Below are 21,523 nucleotides of genomic sequence, written 5' to 3' on the forward strand. Positions count from 1 at the left end.
ATTTAAAGCTTCATGCCCATCCGGCTTTTATAACGTTTAATGAGAATTTGGCAATCAACGCTGACAACACCGACGACCGCATACAGCTTCTCATTGAGAAAACGTTCCATCTCCTGGTTATCAGTAAAGATTCCGTGCATATGGAGTTTACTCGGACCGGTCATATGATATAAACTCGTTACAGCCGGTTCACTTTCTAATTGCTGTGCGACCGATTCCAGATATTTAGGCTCAACCTCAACGTTAAAGAATGCCGAAACATGGATGCCGACCTTAGCAGGATTTATGACCGCTGTGAACCTCTCGATCACACCGTTTTCAACAAGATGATTGATTCTCATCTGAACCGCAACCCTGGAGAGCTCCACTTTCTTCGCTAAGTCGGTATACGAAATTCGCGCATCTTCATGTAAAACCGAAATGATTTTCTTATCGATCTCATCAACTTTCAAGCTAGGAATCTTAAAGTCCTCTGCCATCCTACGTAACTCCTTTTCGATTTCTTTATTCCATTATCGCAGAGAACACCAGCGGATCACAACAATCTTCCTTTTCACTTTTTAACCTCCATTAAAAACGGCAGAAATTAAGCGATAGCCAAAATATATGGCCTGCCCATTTTCAATAATCCCCTCCAATTTGCCATGAACATCCATCATATATGTAGTTTTTCAAACTTAGGATACATCATTTCGTCTAGATGTATGGCTAAAAGCGAAGCCGTCAAACAGGTGAATTCCGATAGGAATCAGAGCGGGACAAATTGACGGCATCAGCGACACCCCTTAAGAGATAGTAAGGGAAACCATCATCCTCCTCCGTAATTAATGGGAGCAAATGAGTACCTGCCAGACTGCAGTCCCCCCTCCTCATTCGAAAAATTGAAAGGCGGGGGTTTTACAGACCGTTTAATGCAGGATGAAAGTTAATGAATAGATCCAATGGACACTTGCTCAATCCTTAGTTTGAAAAGTCTTTGCGATGTTTTTGTATTCCTCTTCATTGAGAATGCCCATTTTTTTGAATAATGCGGAATAAGCGATTATTTTTTTCTGCGTACGGTTTGTACAATTCATATGGTTCAGCTCCTTTCTTACATAGTATTCACTTACGACAAAATGTTTCCTTAATACAAAATATTTCGAATGAACTAAATCAAAAAACTGCCCAATTTCCTGGCAGTTTCATATTGTTATAGGTGATTAAAATAAGACTAGTATATATAAATTCAAGTAATGAATAAGCATCTATTTTTTTAATAACAACGGGATGCACTCCGAACCATCTTGAAGGCAGTTTGTGTACGTTAATGAACGCGTAACCGCTCCCTCCAGCATTAAGCTAATGACCTCGCCAATTTATTGGCTTGTTCCCTTTGAAAACCGTATTATTGTTTAAGAAGATGCGAAGAAATTGAAAAAATGCATACTTTCTTCATATTTTTTCGCTAAACTGACTTTATTCTATAAGAAGGTGAATGCTCCTGAAAATCTCATTTAAGCTCGGACTATCTATATTTGTTTGCATTTTTTTGATAGAAACCGTTTCCATGGTTTACTTGCATAATAAAGTGATACATTCCCGTGTCAATCAGGAATTGGATTCACTGAAGGCCCGTGGCAATAGTCATCGTGATGTGTTGGAAATTACGTATTCCGGCTCAACCCTTCAGCATATCGGCCTGATGGAATCACATAACGATACAGATGTCGTGATTACGGATACAAGAGGAGATATTCTGATATCTTCCGAAAAGGTAAATGGGGGAATGGAAAAAATCTTAGCTAAAAACCTACCGCAGGTACCTCGAAAAGGTCTGATCATCCAATCGAGTTGGAAGGATGAAAGATATATAGCCACCGTTACGCCATTTATCAGCGATGAAGAAAACAAAGGCTATGTTTATATGTTCAAAGATACAAGAGATGTGGAGGATTTAATCGCACAATTGAATAGGCATTTCCTTCTTGCGACCGCTTTGCTCCTTTTCTTCATGCTTGTCATCATTTATTTTCTATCAAAGGCTTTAACTAGACCACTGATAGCGATGAAGGAAGCGACAACCAAGCTCAGCAAAGGGAATTTTTCAGTGACTGTGCCAGTACGATCTCATGATGAACTCGGGGAGCTCGCCCAATCCATTCAAAGCTTGGCTGATGAATTGAACTATTTAAAGAAGGAGCGGAATGAATTTTTGGCAAGTATCTCTCATGAACTGCGCACGCCGCTAACTTATATAAAGGGATATGCTGACGTTGCCCGACGGAAAGATTTGGATGATTCCGAACGATCACGATATTTAGAGATCATCCATGATGAATCCGAACGATTAAACAGATTATTGGACGAACTATTCAATATGGCTAGAATGGATCTAAATACATTCACCATATCAAAAGAAACCGTCCAGCTCTCTTCATTCCTGCGAAACATTCACGAAAAAGTTTTACCGGCTTTTACAAATGAAAGAATTCAATTGAATCTGGAATGTAAGGATGATTTATTTATAGATAAAGATCCCTCACGGTTTGAGCAAGTCATTCTTAACCTGCTGGATAATGCGCTGAAGTACTCGAACGAATATACAGTCACCACCATCAAAGCCACTGAATGCCTTGGCAGGATTTCCATCTCCATAATCGATCAAGGAGTTGGCATTCCCCCTGAAGATATCCCCCATATCTTTGATCGTTTATATCGTGTCGAGAAATCACGCGCCAGAGATACCGGTGGATTCGGATTGGGGCTCTCCATCGTCAAGCAATTAGTGGAGATACAAGGAGGAACCATTTCGGTTAAAAGCGACTTGAAGCAAGGAACGTGCTTCACTATCACATTTAAGGAGATAACAAATGAAGACAGTAGTTCTGGTTGATGATGAACAGAGAATGCTTGATCTATTAGATCTATACATTACACCTCACGGATATACATGCGTGAAGATTAAATCTGGACATGAAGCCATACAGTTCTTAAGGCATAAACATGCGGACATAGTACTTCTTGATGTAATGATGCCTGAGATGGATGGGTGGAAAACGTGCGAAAGGATCCGTGCGTTTTCCAATATTCCCATAATCATGCTCACAGCCCGGGATGCTGCACAAGAAATGGTGAAAGGGTTGAAAAAGGGCGCAGACGATTATATTACGAAACCCTTTAATGAAGATGTTTTACTTGCCAGAATCGAAGCGGTCACGCGGCGAGTGCATATTCAGGATGATCATGTGATCTTTAGGGGGCTAAAATTAAATGAATCCGCTTATGAAGCACATTATCATACCAAACCAATCCCATTAACACCAAAAGAGTTCTCACTGTTGTGCTTGTTTTTAAAATCCCCAGATCAAGTGTATTCCAGAGACCACCTCCTTTCGACCATATGGGGATTTAAAACGGATACGGAAGATCGGACAATCGATTCCCATATTCGAAATATTAGAGAGAAATTGCGTCATGCCGGTTTTCCTGCAGATCAACATTTGAAAACGGTCTGGGGCATCGGTTATAAATGGAGTTCCGTGGATTGATATGAATTTCATTTCTGAGGCATTACTTTCCAGCGGCCCTTTTTCCGTTGCTGTAAGTTTAGCATTCAATATATTGATTAGCGTGCTTGGTTTTATTCCAAGCGTATTCATCACGGCTGCCAATATCACCGTATTTGGATTTGAAAAGGGATTGATCCTTTCTTACATGGGGGAAATTGCCGGAGCAGTGGTCAGCTTTTGGTTATATCGAAAGGGCTTTCAAACATTCAAACCCAAGTTCATGAAGAACCGGTGGATCATGAAGCTGCAAAAGTCACAAGGATTTCATGCATTTTGGATGATTCTGATGCTTAGGCTCCTTCCTTTTATTCCATCCGGCGTGATCAACCTCACAGCAGCATTAAGCAAGACGGGAATGATGATTTTCTTTCTCGCGACATCCATCGGAAAACTGCCTGCCCTCCTTGTCGAAGCGTATTCGGTAACACAAATATTGAAGGCATCGGACGATGTAAGGATTGTTTTGGTACTGTTGATTCTGGTAATCGCAGTCGTTTATTACTTTAATAGAATTAAGAAAAAAGGAATGTAGTAATAAGGCTTCTCTACTTTTAGGGTAAATTAGTAGGGATTTTCTTTTTAACCCTACAATTGATAAGGAGCCGTCCCCCCTTGGTCTCCAAGGGTTAACGATCAGATCCAGAAGGCTGATGCGACCTTTTCTTTCCACGAAGCATTACCCCATTATATCAGGATATGATATTCGACGAGTTCGTTGTTTAATATATCCCTGTGCTGCGAACGGTTTCGAAACCATTTTTCTGCGCCGCCTTTTCATTAAAATAACAAAAGAAAGACACCACGATGGATGGGTCGAAATGCTTTCCTTTTTGTTCGTTTATGAAAGATAATGCCCGCTCCACTGTCCAGGAATCTTTATACGGCCTTCTGCTGGTCAATGCATCGAACACATCCACAATGGCAACTATTCTAGCTTCCAATGGGATGTCCTCACCTTTCAAACGATGTGGATATCCAGTTCCATCCCATTTTTCATAATGATGGAGGATGATGTTTTCAGCCACTTCCAGGCTGCTGATCACATCATTGTTCATTTCCTTTGAAATCTTATTCAAAATATCGGATCCCATTAACGGATGCATCTCGATGATTTTTCGTTTATATGGAGATAACGGGCCAGGTTTGTATAATATCCCCTCAGGAATCTCCGCTTTCCCGATATCATGTAGAATACTTGAATGAACGATATGATTCATATAGCTTTTAGATAGTTCAAGCTGGCATCTTCGATCATGAACCATAACTAGCCGCTCGGTTAGGTTTTGAACTCTCAAGGGCCTGGATCACGGATTTCGAATGAAATGGCGAAGACCTTTAACAATTCCCTTTGAGTCTCTGCCCTTTTCTTTTCCGAGAGGTAAATCCCTTCTTTCAATTGTTCCAGTTCACGGAAAATCCCTACAAAATACCACTGCCCCCCTAGATGAATAGGAGTAATCGTAATAGAGAAATGCCAAATGTCACCCGATTTCTTTCGGTTGGTGAAGACCCCTGACCAAAGATTTCCTTCCCTTAACTCGTTTTTCAGGGATGTGTATGTATACAAAGGTGTTATCCCTGACTTTAGGAATCCAGCTTTGAACCCAATGATACTGTTCCTTGAATACCCTGTCGTCCTTTCATAATATCCATTAATATCAAGTATGCGATGATCTTGATCCGTAATGATGACGGCATCCCCCAACTTTAAATATCCTGCCAATTCAAATGGCAGCCTTGATTTTCCTTTCAAAATCTATACCTCCAATAGCTGATTATCCGATCCTGTCCCTTTGTTTCACTTTTCTCATTGTCACGGCTCACTCCGTTCATGATTAAAATTCTCAACATATAGGCTAAATGAACTACATTCAGATGATAAGGTATAAAATACCATACAAGTTTTAGATACAATAGTTACTAAGCAATGCTTGTGTGTAAGTGATAGACTACAAGTTTCTGTCTGCACCACGTATCAGCCTTCGCATTCCTTTTAAGCTTATTTCTTGACGAAGGGTAAAATGGTTCATTTCCGCGAATGTTACACTTATATAATGAGATAATGCCTATACTATCTTCCTGTTTTCTGGAAAAAAGAATGAATATATTGTGTTTTAATGGGAAATTCCTTTATAATGCGCATTAGATGATTTTTTAGCATTGAATACGAGAGGAGACTGAAATATGAAGAAACTATTGTACCCAATCATCATTGGATTATTGGCAGTTGTTCTAACGGCTTGTGGTTCGAACGATGAAGCTGATAAGAAAAATGACGAGAAAGAGACTAAAACAACTGAGAAAGAAACGGCTAAAGCAACTGAGGAACAGCAAAAACAGATGGAAGAAATGCAGAAGAAACTAGACAAGCAAAAGGTGGATGAAAAGAAAACGGTGGCCATCGTCAATGACGAAAAAATTTCAGGTGCGGAATATAATACCGTGTTGTCTACCACACAAATGCAGATGCAGCAATTCGGACAAGACCCAACAACAAAGGAGGGAGCCAAACAAATTAAAGAGCAAACGCTCAATTCTTTAGTTGGGCAAAAATTGCTGCTTCAAGCAGCTGATAAAAAGGGCTACACAGCTTCCAAGGCCGAAATTGAAAAGCAACTTGCCGAAATCAAAAAACAATATGAGAGTGAAGAGAAATTCAAGGAAGCGATGAAGCAAGCAGGTCTGAATACGGAAACGCTGAATGCTCAGATCGCAGAGAACATCCCATATACGAAGTACGTCGAAAAAGAGATTAAAGTGGAAGAAGCAACTGATGAAGAAATTCAAAAGTATTACGACCAGGTTGCAGAGCAAGCTAAAACAAGCGGACAGAAGGTACAGAAACTCGAAGAAATGAAGCCGCAAATCAAGGAACAACTAGAGCAGCAAAAGAAACAAGAAAAGCTTGTGAAGCATGTGGAAGAACTTCAGAAAAATGCTAAGGTCGATATTAAGATTTAATAATGAAAAGAGCTGCCAAAATTGGCAGCTCTTTCTTTATGGTCTTTGGTCCGCCTACTAACACTCTTTAGGTAAAGGAGCATTGGCTAATCACGACTGGGTAAAGAAAGTTCAAAATGAAGAACCATTGGAAGCGTTCGATTCGGAAAAAGTATTACATCCAACTGCTGTTATTAAAGATTTCGAATTGTAGATGAAAAAATAAAATGTTTAAAAACGCCTATCCAAAAGTAATTTAATACTGCATCTCCAAAAAGCATCAATATAAAGCAGAAAAAACTGCCGAGTGATCGGCAGTTTTTTCTGCTTTATAAATATTTCCGGTGAATACCCTTTCCATCATAGGAAAACAGGACTTCTTTTCCTTCAATGACTGATTCCATATGAACGGAGCGGCCCCAGAGCTGATGGATATATGGCATGACTTTTTCGAGGTACTTCAAATCCAGTTCAATATCTTCATACCAATGTTTTAGATAAAGTTCCCCATTGCGCATGAAGTCCCCATCATTTACTGTGATATAAGGGAAACCGCCGTTAACCCTCATACTCACGAGTTGATCACGAACATTCTCCCATGCCTTATCGACGATTTTATAATCCTTGCCCTGCTTTTGGAATAAGTACATATCCTCCCGCATGACCAGATCTTTCGTCAAATAATTACGGAGAAAGGAAATATCCGATTCGATTTCCCTGACTTCGAACATCTTTTCCCGGCCAGATCCAGGCTTGACGCCCAGCTTGATCATTTCTTCAGTGGGATTATCATAGCGTTCTTCAATATCTTCAAGCACCTTCAATCCTAGATAATAAGGATTGATGCTGGTCCGTGATGGCTGAACGACGCCTGCGTTCAGTTTTGCGAATTCAATGGCTTCCCCTGAGGATAGATCCAATTCACGGATTATGCGCTGATGCCAGTAGGATGCCCAGCCTTCGTTCATGATTTTCGTTTCCAGCTGCGGCCAGAAATACAGCATCTCTTCCCTGATCATCGTCATGATATCCCGTTGCCAATCGGTTAAATCCCTGCTGTACTGCTCTATGAAAAGCATAATATCCTTTTCAGGCCTTGGCGGGAATTTTTTTCTCTTTTTAATGTTCGATTGCTTCGGTTTATCCTTATTATCAAGGTTCCATAAATCATCGTATTGTGTGGCTGTCGGTTTTATTTCCTCTTCTTCTTCCTCATCTTCCATCGTCCAGGCAAGTTTCGGTCTCATCAGCGACGGATCGATATGTTCTTCAATGGCTAAAAGTGCATCGAGAAAGGTTTCCACTTCCTTTTTGCCATGCAGGATTTCATATTCACGGATTCTTTCTGCCGTTGCCGACATACTTTCTACCATATCTCTCTTAGTATTATTAAAACGTATATTATTCTTAAAGAAATCACAATGCGCCAAAACGTGGGCAACAATCAATTTATTTTGTACAAGTGAATTGGAGTCCAGTAGAAAAGCGTAACAAGGATCAGAGTTAATGACCAGTTCATAGATCTTACTTAATCCAAAGTCGTACTGCAGCTTCATTTTATGAAATTGCTTCCCAAAGCTCCAATGAGAAAAACGGGTCGGCATCCCATAGGCACCAAATGTATAAATGATTTCTGAAGGGCAAATTTCATAACGCATCGGGTAAAAATCCAACCCGAACCCCGTTGCTATTTCTGTAATTTCACTAATGGCATATTCCAGAGCCTTTTGCTCCGCTTCATTCATCCGAAATCCCCCTTGTCTTCCGCCTTTAAACTAATGTATGAAAAAAAGGAGGAAAAATGCCGTGATCATGAGTAAAGGTCCTCGATAACAGAAAAAAACACCTCCATGAAGAAGATGTCAGGCCAAATGTTTCATGCAGTTCTACACACAGTCCTATTGATATTAAAATTTCACTATTTCCGTATTCACAGCCTCTTTTTTCGTTTTTGAACGGATCCAGGAAATGATGAGCGCTGCTATGATTACAAAACCTAAGTACCCTGTGATCGGGTATACCGTCCCAACCAATTCAATAAAGCCAACGAAACTTGCAAGGAAAGCGAGGATCCCGACCATAATCACGGATATTTTAAAGCGTTTCGTTTCCGCAGGCACCAACCTGGCGGTGAATGCATACAGCATCCCGACAGCGGTATTATAAATCATTCCTAAAAGGATGATTGATAGGAGATATCCCAACCATGGAGAAATCTGATTCGCTAAATGAAGGGTAGGCATACCTGTGCCTTCTATGCCCTTCAAGTCGGACATCATCCCCAAATTGATCAAGAATAGCAAGATCCCCAATCCGATACCTCCTAGAATTCCTCCCATACCAGCCTCTTTCTTATTCTTGAAGGTCCCTCCCATTACGGCTAGCATGGCAATTCCGGCAGTCATATTATATGAAACATAAAGTAATGAACCCATCATCCAATTTCCGGTTGCAGCCGTCCCTTTACTTGAAGATGAAATGATTTGATTGAAACTTAGATCGGATGTGAAAAATGAATAACCTGAAATAATGATCATGATAACAAATAAAAACGGTGTTACGGCACTTATGATGGACATAATTTTGTTAACATTAAGTAAAAGAGTACCAATCGTGAGCACCGTCATGACGATTGCACCAACTATACTTGGAATCCCGAATTGTTCTTCAAAAATCGTTCCGGAACCGGCAATCATGATTACTGTAACGCCAAACAAGAAAAATGTGATAATAATATCGACCACCCTGCCTATATAGCGGCCACAAATATGATCGATGATGCTTTTATGGGAGCGTGTTTGGAGAGTGCTCCCCAATTGAGTAACCTGCATGCCTAAAAATGCGAATAAAGCGGTTGCCACCAAAATTCCCAATACACTGTAGATTCCAAAACTCGTGAAGAACTGTAATACTTCTTGTCCTGAAGCGAAACCTGCTCCAATGATGATTCCAATATATGCACCTGCAAGATTTACACTGTTTTTCATATCACATACCACCTTAATTATATGATTATTCTGACAATTGAAGTTAAAAGAAATATCTTCCCTTTCATCATTATCCTGTTCTACAATCCCCTCCCAGCTTCAAGTTAACGGGCCGAAGCCCATGAAGCTGGGAGGCACTTTTATTTACAACTTTTGTACATTTATCATTTGGTATATCTTTTACTATAGGAAGTGAATTCATCGACCGCAGCGTAATCTACTTCATAGCCAATGCCAGCCGCCTTTGGAACGGTTATGACTCCATCTTCCACTGTAACCTCCGGTTGGATGATGTCTTTATGCCAATAATTCGCGGATGCTGCCGTATCACCAGGCATCGTGAAGTTATCAAGTGTTGTCAATGCGATATTATGGGCACGCCCCACACCAGATTCCAACATGCCTCCGCACCAAACCGGTACATTCCTTTCTTTACATAATTCATGTATTTTCATTGCTTCCGTTAAACCGCCAACCCTGCCAATCTTAATATTAATGATTTTACAGCTTCCCAATTCAAGGGCTTTTCTTGCATCTTCCACGGAATGTATACTTTCATCCAAGCAAATCGGTGTTTTGATTTCCGCTTGTAATGTGGCATGATCGACAATATCATCTGATGACAAAGGTTGCTCGATCATCATTAAATCAAATTGATCAAGCTGTTTCAGTAATTCGATGTCTTTCAGACGGTAAGCGGAGTTTGCATCTGCCATGATCGGGACATCGGGATATCGATTGCGCACTTCCCTGATTACATCTACATCCCAACCTGGTTGGATTTTCATTTTTATTCTTTTATACCCATCCTTCAATCCGGCTTCTATCTTCGCCAGTAATTCAGGTACCGTTTTTTGGATGCCGATACTGATCCCAACATCGATTTTTTCTAGTTCCCCGCCTAAAGCCATACTTAATGGGATATTATTTTCTTTTGCGTATAAATCCCAGATGGCTCCCTCGATTGCCGATTTTGCCATATTATTTTTACGAATATGCGAGAACATATCCGATACATCACGGGGATGCTCTATTTCTTTATCCAATACAAGCGGTATCAGGAAATCCTCCAGCATGGTCCAATTGGTTTTTATGGTTTCTTCGTTATACCAAGGTGCTGAAAATGCCACAGATTCAGCCCAACCTGAAAGCCCCTCTCCATTTTTCACTTCCACAAGAATGAACTCCTTATCCACAAACGTTCCAAAGCTTGTTGTAAAGGGAGCTACCAAATCCATATTTAAATGACGTAAACGCACTTCTGTTATTTTCATCCCGATTCCCCTCTTATTCTTGTTTTTTTAATAAATAGTTTTGAATATTTCCACCTTGTTCCCGTTCAATCCCTGCTGCAACATAACCTTTGGCAAAAAGCGTTTTGAATAATTCACCGGTTTTTAACCGCCAATCAATCGCAAGGCTGAGATCAGCTTTTTTGATTTGTTGAATATCTGTCGGAATGGGTATGGCGATCACCTCTGCATTGGTTTCAAAATGATAATCCTTGATGTAAGAAAAGCCTTGGTCATTCATTCCTGTCGTTACGATGTGTATGGCTTTATCTGGAAGCGGAGTCTCTTCCTTTGCTTCCTGCCGTATATTCCATTCCACCATGAATCGATCAGTGGACAATCCTTCATTGAGGGTATCCTTCATATTTCCATAACAATCATCCATATACGTAGAGCAAACAGCTTTTAGCTTACCGATGTTCAAGTTTGCATTCACACTTTCCAATGGATCATACGTCCATGTGATCAAGTCGTAACCTTTTTTGAGTGCTTCTTCTTTTTGTGCAAGTTTAAGTAATTTGCCGTAGCCCTTCTTTTGATGGGCAGGATGGATTGCTAACATATGTGAACAAAGATATGCCCTTCCGTCCTTGAATCCCGGGAAACTGTATTGAAACCCGACTAACTGACCATTGATGTAGCCGCCTAAAACAAGCCCGCCGTTTTTGACTGCCGTAATCGTCTGATGGATGGGAACGCAATCCATGCCCCATACAAGAACTTCCAGTCGCTGCACTTCTTGTAAATCCTCCAGTGTTGATAGGGATTTAATGATTAATTCATCAGTCATGCAAGTGTCCCCCCTCCCCATATTTCTCGAAAGTCAGTATGATGGCTTTGGTCAGGATTTCAATCCCCGATAACAAAGCATCTTTGTTGAACGTCATGTTCGGATGATGGAGCCCTGGTGCCAAATCACAGCCCAATCCAAGCATCGTCGCTTTGAGTTCAGGTCTTTTCAACGTATAAAAATGAAAATCCTCTCCTCCTGTCGTAATGACAGGCGCTACCAGATTTTCTTCCCCGAGTGTATTGGCTATCGCTTCAGACATTATTTCCTGGGCTTGATCGTTCACGGTTGCTGCGGCAACATTGGTTCCCGGTTCGAGTTTCACTTCCACTCCATGGACAATGGCCAAAGATTCTGCAACCTTTTCCACCTTTTTGGTGAGCTCTTCCATCATTGCATTATCCTGTGCCCGTAAATCCAATGAAAAAGTGGCTCTCCCGGGGATGATATTGGAGCTTTCTCCTCCAGCAAAAAACTGCGTCATTTTTGCCGAATAAGGGATGGATGGATTGAGATGGATACCATTTAACAAAGTGATGAATGCTGCTCCTATCTCGATGGCATTTTGCCCTTGGTGCGGTCTGGCTCCATGTGCATCAGTCCCCGCTATTTCTCCTTTAATGAACTGAGCGGCACCATGGACAATGGCTGGCGCCGCTTGCCCATCCTTCACTTCCTCAACCGGTCTTAAGTGCACCCCATAAAGGAAATCGACATCATCCAATACTTTTTCTTCAATCATCTTCAAGGCGCCCGTACCTTTTTCTTCAGCAGGCTGAAAAATGAATTTCAGTTTGCCTCTTGGATGAAAGTCCATTTCTTTCAATAACAGGAATACTCCAAGTGCCAAGGTCATATGCCCATCGTGTCCACAGGAATGATTGGCTTGAAACGTCCCATCCACCTCCTGCCAAAGTGCATCGATATCCGATCGTAACCCTACCGTGAAATTCCCATCCCCAATTTCCCCAACCACTCCTGTACAGTCCTTGAATGTTTTCACCGTACACTGATTTTCCGTTAAAATATTTGAAATGAAAGCTGTCGTATTCACTTCATTCCAACTCGTTTCAGGATGTGCGTGTAAATGGTCAAAGATATCGAGTATACGAGGCCTTAATTTTTCGATAGACTGTGTGATATCCATTTCTGTCTCCCCCTTGTATCCCGGTTTAATCGGCTTGTTCACCGAACTGATGGAAATTTAATCTCAAAAGAAAAATTCATCTTGATTGAACGCATCATATATAGCTTTTCTTTCTTTGAAACCCTGTTCGTCCTTAATCGATACACCAGCTACTAAACTATTCAATAATGAGAATAACACCGGTGCCGTATCGATAGTGGAAGTCCTTGGTGTTGAAATGGGCAATAATATGTCAGCGTATTCAGCAATTGGAGCCAGTTCAGAATCCGTAACACCAATTACAAATGCACCCGCTTTTTTGGCCATTTCCGTGATTTTCACCGTCTCTTTAACATAGCGGTGAAAAGAAATGGCTACAAAAACGGAATTTTCAGTCATTTTATTCAACAGTAAAAAAATATCATCTGTATCAGGCCTATATAAATGGACCTCTTCCCTAACAAGCCTAAGCGTAAAGGTTAACCAATGTGCTGCTGAAAATGATAACCGGTGTCCGGATATCAAAACATTGTCAGCTGCCGCCAATTTATCAACTGTTTTGGAGAAATCTTCATTTGATAAATTTTTCATTGTCTTTTCGATGCTGATGATATCTTGCCCCATCACCTGAGCCATGAAGTTTGGCTGATTCGCGGCTTCAAGTTTTGAAGAATGATATTCATTCAAACTGCTACTCTCGTATATCAACTGATTGCGAATAAGTTTTTGAAGTTCCGCATATCCACTTAACCCCAATGAATAACAAAAGCGGATGATGGTCGTTTCACTCACCCCTATATCTTTTCCGAGCTCTTGAGCTGAAGTGACTGCAAATGTATGTGAATGCACTAACAAGTATTTTGCTACCTTTTTTTGACCAGTGGATAAACCAGGGAATACTTCTTTAACTTTTTGCTGTAAATCCATAAAACATCCCCTCTGAAGCAAGATATGAATCCAATACTTTTTATATGATAATATGAAGTTTACACTTCATCAATAATAGAGAGTATTTTATCACGGGACTCCAAAAAAACCAATAATATTCTGAATTTTGAATAAAAAAAAGAAGGGGCAATATCATTCAATCACACAAAAAAACCACGAAGATGGACTCCGTGATTTTTCTTAATCTTATTTTTTATGACGCTTAGCATAGCCACAGCGTTTACATAATTCTTCAACTGCACATCTTCTTGAAAAACCATCATACATATTTTTCGCACGTTCACCATTTAAAATGTCTTCAAGTGATGTTTCGAATATATTTCCAAGCGGTATTTTCCCTTCACTATCCAAGCAACAAGGTACCACTGTACCATCCACCAAGATGCCTAACTGATCTCTAAGGGCATAGCAGAAAATATTTTCATCGATAATGTCACGGTCCAATTCCGGCCACTCGAATTTTTCGGCCATGTTTATATAAACCCGGTCCTTCAACTTAATATTATTCTTTTGCTGAAGTGCTTCACTTAAGCGGATGTCCAATGAAAGCTTCTCCTCCAGCATGCTAAGAATATCGTCGTTCAGGCCATTACTCGCTTTTAATTCAGCCGTATCCATATTCCATAAACGGATGGCACAAATCACTTCACTTTTTTCATTTGCTTCATTTATGAAATCGGCAATATTACTGACATAAGAATCAAGACTATTGCTTGTATCGTTTGCCTCAAAGCTATGAAGTGAAATATTCACCTGCCGAAGGGCTTTTTTGGAGAGTAGCTTGTCTTTGACCTTTTGAATCAAAGTACCGTTCGTTGTAATATTAACCTTCAAGTCATTTTCAGCACTGATATCCAGGAATGTACCCAAATTTTTATTTAAAAATGGTTCACCCATCAGATGAAAATAAATATGATCGGTGTGTGGTTTAATTTTCTTGATTACATCCGTAAACCCTTCAGGATCCATGAATTTCAGAGTCCTTTGCAAGCTGGAACTTGGACAAAAATTACACTTCAAATTACATATATTCGTAATTTCCACATAAACTTTCTTAAACTTTCTCATTTTCTAATACCCCTACAATCAAGCTTATTGTTTCAATCTGATACTAACTATACTGGTTAGCTGCTCATAAATGCAATGAAAACTTCATGGCAGCTGAACGGATGTGAATCACTTTCCATTGGCAACTAATCCGGTATCCACCATTTTCCGGACAACCTATAAAAGAAATCAGAAAAAAACATCTTCTCGAGGTGAAGATGTCCGGTAAGATGCATACCTTGAATTTTCCGTTTGTTCTGACCTCACTTTCCTTTTTGCTCCGTGACCTTCAAACTAAGTAATTTTTCATTTTTCAAATCATGTTGTACGGTCACGATGACATTGAACTTCTGACCTTTATCATCGACCAAAAATCTGAAATCGTCTTCGACGAGATTTTTCGATACAGTTTTTCTGCCCTTATATTCGTAATCGTTAATCTTAACTTCAGGATAATCTGCCTGCACAACTGCAATTGCAATCTTTCCGTATTTTTCGTATTCGGGTTTTTGGGCCTGTGCTGAAATGGCCCCTGCTTGTATGATCAAAAAAATCCCCATTAGCATCACGATGACTTTTTTCAAAATCTTTTCCTCCTTATACTTTCCGCTTACTATTATTATGTAAAATTGTTCAGTTGTTATGCAGCTGCTTCGCTTCTTTTACAAGCATGATTCCGACTAATCGATTCCTCTTCCACTCCTCAGGAAACACAGCCAACGGCGGATTGGTTTCATCCACTAAATAACTAAGCTCGATCGTCATTCCCGGGCGGCGGAATTCAGTGATGAACCAATCCGTAAATCCGCTTCCTACCGCTTCTTTTTCAGGAAAGGTCAGTTCATAACCAGTCAATTCGGCAGTCTTTTTGGCAATCCCATAATCCCTCGCCATATTTTTCCGTTTATTTTTGTAATGCCAAAAGATTTCCCTTCCTGAGGTATGGTAGGAAACAGCAATAAGGGGATCGACCTCCTTCGTGAAATCCGTAAGTGCTAATACTTCAGCTGCTTCTAATGGTTGTTGGCCTTTATAAAATTGATACGTTGGTTTTGTTTCATCACTCATGACTTCTTTCCATCCAGCCGGATACTGCCTGTTTAAATCAATGCCTTTGGCGTTGGCTTTCCACCGGGACCAATTCCTGCTAAATCGGTTCATTTTCCATACGGCAGCCTTTTCAAAAACATTTAAGTTGGAGAGATCTCCTTGCTGGATACTTACTCCATCTGGATTCAGCATCGGGATGAACCAGATGCTCACTTCATCCAATGATTCCGTCCGGTATTCTCCAACAGGTTTACCCGCTCGATAGGCGGCTGCATACTCTTCAAGCATGCGCATTAAAAGTATGGAACTGAGCCATTCCCGTCCATGATGTGATCCCACCAGCAAAATCGATCTTTTTCCTTTTCCTAATTTGACTGCCTTTATATTTTTCCCTTTTTCAGTTTGCCCGATTATTTTAACGTCCAATTCATACTGCTTCTGGATTCCTTGCAGATCACTTTCCATCTGTTCAGGGGAATACACTTTTGCCGCCAGCGATGGTTCAGGGAAAAAAAGCAGTACCAATATTCCAATTACCATTATTTTTCTCATGTACTCACCTTTTATTTTTATTCAGGAAAAAAGCAACAACCGCGGTCCAAATACATCTCCACTTATTGTAAGGAAATGTTCTGTCTTATCTGAACAAAATACAAATAGCTCCTTATTTAAGGGGGAGAAGAACATGAGGATTGCGGATTATGATCAGGCATTGTTTCACACACACCGTTCTGATTGGGACAGCTTGTTAGTATTGATGGTTCGAACGAAAGATCACTTTCTTTCGAAAAAAATAGAACATTTTTTGCACGCTTACAGGTTTGAGCATGATTATCAAATCGTTCAATCCCAGCTGTATGCACTGCTTCGCTATCTGGATCATGCGGCAGAACAAACAAGTGATTATTTAAGTGAACTTCCAAGCTAAAATCAACTATAGTTTTTGCAAAACGGGAAAATTTATACAAGAGGATTAATTATCGGGATATAACTTTGGCTGGTGAAACCCTATAAAAACAAGGAAGGGTCAGGTATTTTAATACCTGACCCCTATTTCATTATTTTTTCATTGCAGTATATGCAGTTGCATACATTTTAAGCTCTTCAATCATACCTTCTACAAGTACGGCAGACTCTTCAAATAAACCATCATTTTCGTAATCGAAGCAATGTGGATCCAGTACCAATTGTTTAGCGATCACATTTGCATAAAGGCTTCGACCCACTGTCCTCATGGAATTCAAGGCGTTGATTCCGCCTTTACCTCCGCCGGAGACAGCCAATAGTGCAACTGGTTTATGCGTGAATTGCTCACTGCTTAGAAAATCCAAGGCATTTTTCAAGGCCCCGCTCATGGAACCATGATATTCCGGAGTGGTCAGAATTACGCCATCAGCTTCCTCGATGCTTTTCCGAAGACCTTGAATCACATCCAATTGATATTGCTCACCTTCTCCTGAATATAAAGGGATTTCACTATTGCTTAAATCAATAAGTTCCGCTCCGTATTTCTTGGATATGTAGCGTGAGGCTATCCCCGTACGCCCTTGTTTACGTGGTGAACCATTAATGATTACTAATTTCATGAATTTATACCTCCATTATTCCCTATGTTTTCCGAGATCAGTCGCCAATACAGTATACCAAAACGGAAACGGAATTTCCTAGAATTTTGATCATTCATGCTGCTAAAAATTTGCCATCACAAAAAACGAAAGACCGAAGAAGGTCTTTCGTTTAGCTTTCATACATTTAAACTAAAGCTTCAATCTTGCTCATGAAATCTTCCATGACTCCCGATAACTTGGACTCAGCTTCTGGCATTGATTTACCTTGGACACCGAAATAGAATTTAATTTTCGGTTCAGTGCCAGAAGGTCGAAGGCAAACCCATGTACCATCTTCAAGGAAATACTTCAATACATTTGATTTCGGAAGCTCGATCAATTCTTCATTATTTGAAAGTAATGTACGCTTTTTGCTGCGTTGATAATCTTCTTCAGAAACTACTGGAATGCCAGCTATTCGGGAAGGAGGATTTTGACGGAATTGATTCAATATTCCAGAAATCTGTTTCGCTCCCTCAATGCCCTTTAAAGTCAATGAACGCAATCCTTCCAAGTAAAAGCCGTATTTTTCAAACACATTCAGTAACCCTTCATATAGTGTCAATCCCTGCTTTTTATAATGAGCACAGACTTCAACAGCCAGCACTGCGGCTTGAATGGCATCCTTATCACGTGCAAAGTCTTTAATCAGGTAACCGTAGCTTTCTTCATAGCCGAACAAAAAGCTATTTTCTCCGCTTACATGATACTGATTTATTTTCTCGGCGATGAACTTAAACCCGGTAAGTACATCAACCGTTTTCAAGCCATATGACTCGGCAATCGCCCGCCCGATTTCTGAAGTGACGATTGTTTTTAAGACGACACCATTTTGAGGAATCTTCCCTTTTTCTTTTTTCTGGGACAGTAAATAGTCCAGGAAAAGTGCACCTGTTTGATTTCCAGTCAGGACAACATATTGACCTACCTCGTTTTTCACGGCAATTCCAAGCCGATCAGCATCTGGGTCCGTTGCTATCAATAAGTCCGCTTCCACTTTGTTTCCAAGTTCGATGGCCATTTCAAATGCAGCTGGTTCCTCCGGATTTGGTGACTTAACTGTCGAAAAATCCGGATCTGGCAATTCCTGCTCCTTAACGATATGCAAATTTTGATACCCTAAGCTTTGCAGTGCCCGCCTGACGGATTTATTGGCCGTTCCATGAAGCGGTGTAAAGACGATTGACACATCTATTTCCTCGGCAAGCTGCGGATTCTCGGGAACTGTGAGCAACTCACGATTATATGCCGTATCCAATTCCTCCCCGACCATTTCGATGAGGCCCTTCCCTTTAAGGACTTCAGCTTCTTCAATTTGAATTTCTAGCTCATTTTCAATGGCATTCACGTAGCTGATCACTTGATCGGCCGCTTCCGGTGGCAATTGTGCTCCATCTGGTCCATAAACCTTGTAACCATTATATTCAGGCGGATTGTGGCTTGCCGTGATGACGATTCCAGCAAAAGCATTCAGCTCGCGAACCGCAAATGACAATTCCGGAGTCGGACGCAATTCATCGAATAAATAAGCCTTCACCCCAAATGTAGCCAAGGTCTTAGCTGCTTCGAGTGCAAATTCCGGGGACTTATGTCTCGAATCATAAGCGATCACAGTCCCTCTTCCTTTTGCTTCTTCTCCAAACGAAGAGATATATTGAGCCAACCCAACCGTAGCCTTCCTTACAGTGTAAAGATTCATTCGGTTCGTTCCCACTCCGATTTCCCCACGCATTCCGCCTGTTCCAAATTCTAAATTTTTATAAAAGGCATCTTCGAGTTTTGCTTCATCCCGCTGCATTTCCTCAAGGAGGACACGTAATTCCCCATTTAAATTCTGGTACCCTGCCCAAGTGGTGTATATAGATTTCCAGTCCATCTCCAACATCTCCTCCCAAACGCCTAATTTGCAATTATTATGTATCTGCCTTACATATACAAAATTATCATATTTATTCCAATAAATGAAGTAAAGGCTCGTAATGAAAAGAACCAAATCTAGCGTTCTTCACATCACGAGCTCTTTTACCTCTTTATTTTTCGCCATCTTTGTAATGCAGATTGTAAATATCATGGCGGCGATCTTTCAATTGCCTTACAGTACCAGACTGACGCTCCCGCCTTAAGATCTCCAAATCAACATCGCCAATCAGGACCATCTCAAGGTTCGGGCTGGTTTCCCCAACTATGCCGTCACGCGCAAATTCGAAATCCGATGGAGCGAAGATTCCCGATTGGGCATACTGAATATCCATATTTTCCGTTTGCGGAAGATTCCCGACCGTTCCGGAAATGACGGTATAAATTTGGTTTTCCACAGCACGGGCCTGGGCACAATAACGAACTCGCAGGTAGCCTTGCCTGTCTTCTGTACAAAATGGAGTGAATATGATTTTGGCTCCCATGTCGGTAGCAATCCGGGCGAGTTCCGGAAACTCAATATCATAACAAATTTGTATGGCGATTTTTCCACAGTCCGTATCAAAGACTCGAACGCGGTCACCTGCGTTAATACCCCACCACTTTCTTTCATTTGGTGTGATATGAATTTTATATTGCTTTTCAATCGTCCCATCGCGACGGAATAAATAAGCGATATTATAAATATTGTCATCATCTTCTTTTACGAAATGGGAACCGCCGATGATATTGACGTTATACCTTACAGCTAAAGTGGTAAACAATTCAATGTACTGCTCCGTGAAATCCGACAGTTTCCGTACAGCCAAGCTTGGTGATCTTTCATTCAAGAAAGACATCAGCTGGGTGGTGAATAATTCCGGGAACACGGCGAAATCCGCATTAGCATCCGAAGCAACGTCGGTGAAATACTCGACTTGGTTAGCGAAGTCTTCGAATGAATCGATTTTACGCAGCATGTATTGCACGACGCAGATCCTTACCGGTTCTGATGTTTTATAATAACGTTTTGTTTTCGGTTGATAATCGACGTTATTCCACTCCATGAGTGTAGCATACTTATTCGATTGCAGATCATCCGGCAAATAATTAGGATTGATCCTCATAAGCGTGAACCCATTTAAAAGCTGGAACGAAAGAACCGGATCATATATTTTATGCAATTGCACTTCTTTCACATATTCCCTTGGTAACAGTTCATCCGCATGTTTATGATAATTGGGAATCCTGCCGCCGATAATGATGCTTTTTAAATTCAAATGGGCAACAAGTTCTTTCCTTGAATCATATAGTCTTTGACCAATTTTCATCCTGCGGAATTTAGGATGGACCATGACCTCGATCCCATATAAATTATAACCGTCCGGATTATGATTCGTGATATATCCATTATCTGTTACATCATCCCATGTATGTCGGTCATCATATTCGTCAAAATTAATAATGAGACTGGAACATGAGCCAATCACTTTTCCATCATATTCAGCCACAAACTGTCCTTCCGGAAAAATTGCCAGATGACTCTCAAGCTGTTCTCGCTTCCAGGGAACCATTCCAGGAAAGCAACTCGACTGCAAAGCAATTATTTCATCTATGTCTCCTAGCCTCATATTACGTATTTCCATTATTTTTTCATATTTATGCAGGTCCAAATTAGGCATTTTCCTCAGACTCCTTTAATCTCTTCCATAAGAATTATACCCCTTATACAAAAATTAAAACAACTGAACCTACCCATGGATTTCAAAATTGCATGGATAAAAGCCAATCTTAATGTCCGTTAAAAAGAATATATATTTTACAGACCCCGTCCATACATACTATACTTTTCATGAGAGCAAAAAGAGATGGGGAAGAGGAACCATGAACAAGACTATTTGCAATGGGGAAAACTTATTAACTGTAGCCTTGGCTGCTCCATCATTGCTATGTTTGGAAGCTTTTATTTCTCTGAAATTAAGCAAAATGAACCGTTTGCGCTCTGTTGGTACCAGCGGATCATCACGGATCCTTTTACAATCATTTTAGGAATTGCAATCATTCGAAAAAATCATTGGATTTGCTTTTATACCATGATAGTAACAGCCATCGGTGCATACATTTCCACATATCATTATTTGCAAAGGTTTCAGTCTTTCCCGACCACACCCCTTGCATGAGGAATGGTTCCATGTACAGGACAATATATAAACATATTGGTTTCATCACCATCACGTTCTAGCCTTGACTGCATTCATCATTATTTTTTACATCGTATGGACAAGATCC

The 21,523-nt window shown here is 40.5% G+C and carries 21 protein-coding genes; 6 read left to right on the top strand and 15 right to left on the bottom strand.

The window, feature by feature from the left end; all coding sequences use genetic code 11:
- Positions 1–2: 2 nt before the first annotated feature.
- On the bottom strand, positions 3–479 hold the full coding sequence (gene chrS, locus FNK51_RS08025; RefSeq protein ID WP_034315019.1) for a chromate efflux transcriptional regulator ChrS: 477 nt from the start codon (positions 477–479) through the stop codon (positions 3–5).
- Positions 480–1,477: 998 nt separating this feature from the next.
- Here chrS and FNK51_RS08030 point away from each other — a divergent pair.
- From FNK51_RS08030 to FNK51_RS08040, 3 genes are read left to right on the top strand one after another with little or no spacing between them, the layout of a single operon-like run.
- Positions 1,478–2,875: a HAMP domain-containing sensor histidine kinase gene (locus FNK51_RS08030; protein ID WP_141992993.1), complete on the top strand. Its 1,398-nt coding sequence runs from the start codon at positions 1,478–1,480 to the stop codon at positions 2,873–2,875.
- Positions 2,853–3,530, top strand: coding sequence for a response regulator transcription factor (locus FNK51_RS08035; protein WP_141992994.1), 678 nt, complete (start codon positions 2,853–2,855; stop codon positions 3,528–3,530). The genes FNK51_RS08030 and FNK51_RS08035 overlap by 23 nt, the downstream gene beginning before the upstream one ends.
- 1 nt (position 3,531) lies before the next feature.
- Positions 3,532–4,083, top strand: coding sequence for a TVP38/TMEM64 family protein (locus tag FNK51_RS08040; protein ID WP_141992995.1), 552 nt, complete (start codon positions 3,532–3,534; stop codon positions 4,081–4,083).
- A gap of 187 nt (positions 4,084–4,270) precedes the next feature.
- Here the strand turns inward: FNK51_RS08040 and FNK51_RS27125 are convergent, their stop codons facing one another.
- Complete coding sequence (locus FNK51_RS27125) at positions 4,271–4,813, bottom strand: HD-GYP domain-containing protein (protein ID WP_286178599.1); 543 nt, start codon at positions 4,811–4,813, stop codon at positions 4,271–4,273.
- Between the two features lie 29 nt (positions 4,814–4,842).
- Positions 4,843–5,304 carry a PAS domain-containing protein gene (locus tag FNK51_RS27130; protein ID WP_286178600.1) on the bottom strand — a complete coding sequence of 154 codons (462 nt, stop codon included), beginning with the start codon at positions 5,302–5,304 and terminating at the stop codon, positions 4,843–4,845.
- Between the two features lie 431 nt (positions 5,305–5,735).
- On the opposite strand from FNK51_RS27130, the gene FNK51_RS08050 reads away from it, so the two are divergent.
- The gene (locus FNK51_RS08050; protein ID WP_141992996.1) at positions 5,736–6,512 is read left to right on the top strand and encodes a SurA N-terminal domain-containing protein; all 777 of its coding nucleotides are present in this window, start codon (positions 5,736–5,738) and stop codon (positions 6,510–6,512) included.
- 308 nt (positions 6,513–6,820) lie between these two features.
- Here the strand turns inward: FNK51_RS08050 and FNK51_RS08060 are convergent, their stop codons facing one another.
- The 9 genes from FNK51_RS08060 to FNK51_RS08100 all read right to left on the bottom strand — a co-directional run bounded on the left by FNK51_RS08060 (position 6,821) and on the right by FNK51_RS08100 (position 16,283).
- Positions 6,821–8,236: a SpoVR family protein gene (locus FNK51_RS08060; RefSeq protein ID WP_098373338.1), complete on the bottom strand. Its 1,416-nt coding sequence runs from the start codon at positions 8,234–8,236 to the stop codon at positions 6,821–6,823.
- 162 nt (positions 8,237–8,398) lie between these two features.
- On the bottom strand, positions 8,399–9,478 hold the full coding sequence (locus tag FNK51_RS08065; RefSeq protein ID WP_141992997.1) for a YkvI family membrane protein: 1,080 nt from the start codon (positions 9,476–9,478) through the stop codon (positions 8,399–8,401).
- 164 nt (positions 9,479–9,642) lie between these two features.
- Positions 9,643–10,752: an o-succinylbenzoate synthase gene (menC, locus tag FNK51_RS08070; protein WP_098373340.1), complete on the bottom strand. Its 1,110-nt coding sequence runs from the start codon at positions 10,750–10,752 to the stop codon at positions 9,643–9,645.
- A 13-nt stretch (positions 10,753–10,765) separates the two neighbouring features.
- Positions 10,766–11,560: a GNAT family N-acetyltransferase gene (locus FNK51_RS08075; protein ID WP_141992998.1), complete on the bottom strand. Its 795-nt coding sequence runs from the start codon at positions 11,558–11,560 to the stop codon at positions 10,766–10,768.
- Positions 11,553–12,707: a M20 peptidase aminoacylase family protein gene (locus FNK51_RS08080; protein WP_179891179.1), complete on the bottom strand. Its 1,155-nt coding sequence runs from the start codon at positions 12,705–12,707 to the stop codon at positions 11,553–11,555. The genes FNK51_RS08075 and FNK51_RS08080 overlap by 8 nt, the downstream gene beginning before the upstream one ends.
- A gap of 63 nt (positions 12,708–12,770) precedes the next feature.
- The gene (locus FNK51_RS08085; protein WP_098373342.1) at positions 12,771–13,613 is read right to left on the bottom strand and encodes a MurR/RpiR family transcriptional regulator; all 843 of its coding nucleotides are present in this window, start codon (positions 13,611–13,613) and stop codon (positions 12,771–12,773) included.
- Between the two features lie 207 nt (positions 13,614–13,820).
- The gene (locus tag FNK51_RS08090; protein WP_076367611.1) at positions 13,821–14,702 is read right to left on the bottom strand and encodes a radical SAM/SPASM domain-containing protein; all 882 of its coding nucleotides are present in this window, start codon (positions 14,700–14,702) and stop codon (positions 13,821–13,823) included.
- Between the two features lie 242 nt (positions 14,703–14,944).
- Positions 14,945–15,265: a DUF3889 domain-containing protein gene (locus FNK51_RS08095; RefSeq protein WP_141992999.1), complete on the bottom strand. Its 321-nt coding sequence runs from the start codon at positions 15,263–15,265 to the stop codon at positions 14,945–14,947.
- Between the two features lie 49 nt (positions 15,266–15,314).
- Complete coding sequence (locus FNK51_RS08100; protein WP_141993000.1) at positions 15,315–16,283, bottom strand: M14 family zinc carboxypeptidase; 969 nt, start codon at positions 16,281–16,283, stop codon at positions 15,315–15,317.
- Positions 16,284–16,416: 133 nt separating this feature from the next.
- Between FNK51_RS08100 and FNK51_RS08105 the strand changes: the two genes are divergently transcribed.
- Positions 16,417–16,659 carry a YhdB family protein gene (locus tag FNK51_RS08105; RefSeq protein ID WP_076367617.1) on the top strand — a complete coding sequence of 81 codons (243 nt, stop codon included), beginning with the start codon at positions 16,417–16,419 and terminating at the stop codon, positions 16,657–16,659.
- A 130-nt stretch (positions 16,660–16,789) separates the two neighbouring features.
- On the opposite strand, the gene FNK51_RS08110 is transcribed toward FNK51_RS08105, so the two are convergent.
- The 3 genes from FNK51_RS08110 to FNK51_RS08120 form a co-directional block, all read right to left on the bottom strand.
- Complete coding sequence (locus FNK51_RS08110; protein ID WP_076367619.1) at positions 16,790–17,317, bottom strand: NADPH-dependent FMN reductase; 528 nt, start codon at positions 17,315–17,317, stop codon at positions 16,790–16,792.
- 166 nt (positions 17,318–17,483) lie between these two features.
- The gene (locus FNK51_RS08115; protein WP_141993001.1) at positions 17,484–19,214 is read right to left on the bottom strand and encodes a phospho-sugar mutase; all 1,731 of its coding nucleotides are present in this window, start codon (positions 19,212–19,214) and stop codon (positions 17,484–17,486) included.
- Between the two features lie 154 nt (positions 19,215–19,368).
- Positions 19,369–20,916: a carbon-nitrogen hydrolase family protein gene (locus FNK51_RS08120; RefSeq protein WP_098373347.1), complete on the bottom strand. Its 1,548-nt coding sequence runs from the start codon at positions 20,914–20,916 to the stop codon at positions 19,369–19,371.
- A gap of 186 nt (positions 20,917–21,102) precedes the next feature.
- On the opposite strand from FNK51_RS08120, the gene FNK51_RS08125 reads away from it, so the two are divergent.
- On the top strand, positions 21,103–21,414 hold the full coding sequence (locus FNK51_RS08125; RefSeq protein WP_286178601.1) for a disulfide bond formation protein B: 312 nt from the start codon (positions 21,103–21,105) through the stop codon (positions 21,412–21,414).
- Positions 21,415–21,523 lie beyond the last annotated feature (109 nt).

This window comes from Bacillus sp. B4EP4a (assembly GCF_006680105.1).
In the GTDB taxonomy this organism is placed as follows: Bacteria; Bacillota; Bacilli; order Bacillales; family DSM-1321; genus Peribacillus; species Peribacillus simplex_E.

Bases quoted from the DNA above. Each gene is read 5' to 3' on its own strand.
- chrS (WP_034315019.1), bottom strand. From the start codon at position 479: ATGGCAGAGGACTTTAAGATTCCTAGCTTGAAAGTTGATGAGATCGAT.
- FNK51_RS08030 (WP_141992993.1), top strand. From the start codon at position 1,478: ATGCTCCTGAAAATCTCATTTAAGCTCGGACTATCTATATTTGTTTGC.
- FNK51_RS08035 (WP_141992994.1), top strand. From the start codon at position 2,853: ATGAAGACAGTAGTTCTGGTTGATGATGAACAGAGAATGCTTGATCTA.
- FNK51_RS08040 (WP_141992995.1), top strand. From the start codon at position 3,532: ATGAATTTCATTTCTGAGGCATTACTTTCCAGCGGCCCTTTTTCCGTT.
- FNK51_RS27125 (WP_286178599.1), bottom strand. From the start codon at position 4,813: ATGGTTCATGATCGAAGATGCCAGCTTGAACTATCTAAAAGCTATATG.
- FNK51_RS08050 (WP_141992996.1), top strand. From the start codon at position 5,736: ATGAAGAAACTATTGTACCCAATCATCATTGGATTATTGGCAGTTGTT.
- FNK51_RS08060 (WP_098373338.1), bottom strand. From the start codon at position 8,236: ATGAATGAAGCGGAGCAAAAGGCTCTGGAATATGCCATTAGTGAAATT.
- FNK51_RS08065 (WP_141992997.1), bottom strand. From the start codon at position 9,478: ATGAAAAACAGTGTAAATCTTGCAGGTGCATATATTGGAATCATCATT.
- menC (WP_098373340.1), bottom strand. From the start codon at position 10,752: ATGAAAATAACAGAAGTGCGTTTACGTCATTTAAATATGGATTTGGTA.
- FNK51_RS08075 (WP_141992998.1), bottom strand. From the start codon at position 11,560: ATGACTGATGAATTAATCATTAAATCCCTATCAACACTGGAGGATTTA.
- FNK51_RS08080 (WP_179891179.1), bottom strand. From the start codon at position 12,707: ATGGATATCACACAGTCTATCGAAAAATTAAGGCCTCGTATACTCGAT.
- FNK51_RS08085 (WP_098373342.1), bottom strand. From the start codon at position 13,613: ATGGATTTACAGCAAAAAGTTAAAGAAGTATTCCCTGGTTTATCCACT.
- FNK51_RS08090 (WP_076367611.1), bottom strand. From the start codon at position 14,702: ATGAGAAAGTTTAAGAAAGTTTATGTGGAAATTACGAATATATGTAAT.
- FNK51_RS08100 (WP_141993000.1), bottom strand. From the start codon at position 16,283: ATGAGAAAAATAATGGTAATTGGAATATTGGTACTGCTTTTTTTCCCT.
- FNK51_RS08105 (WP_076367617.1), top strand. From the start codon at position 16,417: ATGAGGATTGCGGATTATGATCAGGCATTGTTTCACACACACCGTTCT.
- FNK51_RS08110 (WP_076367619.1), bottom strand. From the start codon at position 17,317: ATGAAATTAGTAATCATTAATGGTTCACCACGTAAACAAGGGCGTACG.
- FNK51_RS08115 (WP_141993001.1), bottom strand. From the start codon at position 19,214: ATGGACTGGAAATCTATATACACCACTTGGGCAGGGTACCAGAATTTA.
- FNK51_RS08120 (WP_098373347.1), bottom strand. From the start codon at position 20,916: ATGCCTAATTTGGACCTGCATAAATATGAAAAAATAATGGAAATACGT.
- FNK51_RS08125 (WP_286178601.1), top strand. From the start codon at position 21,103: ATGGGGAAGAGGAACCATGAACAAGACTATTTGCAATGGGGAAAACTT.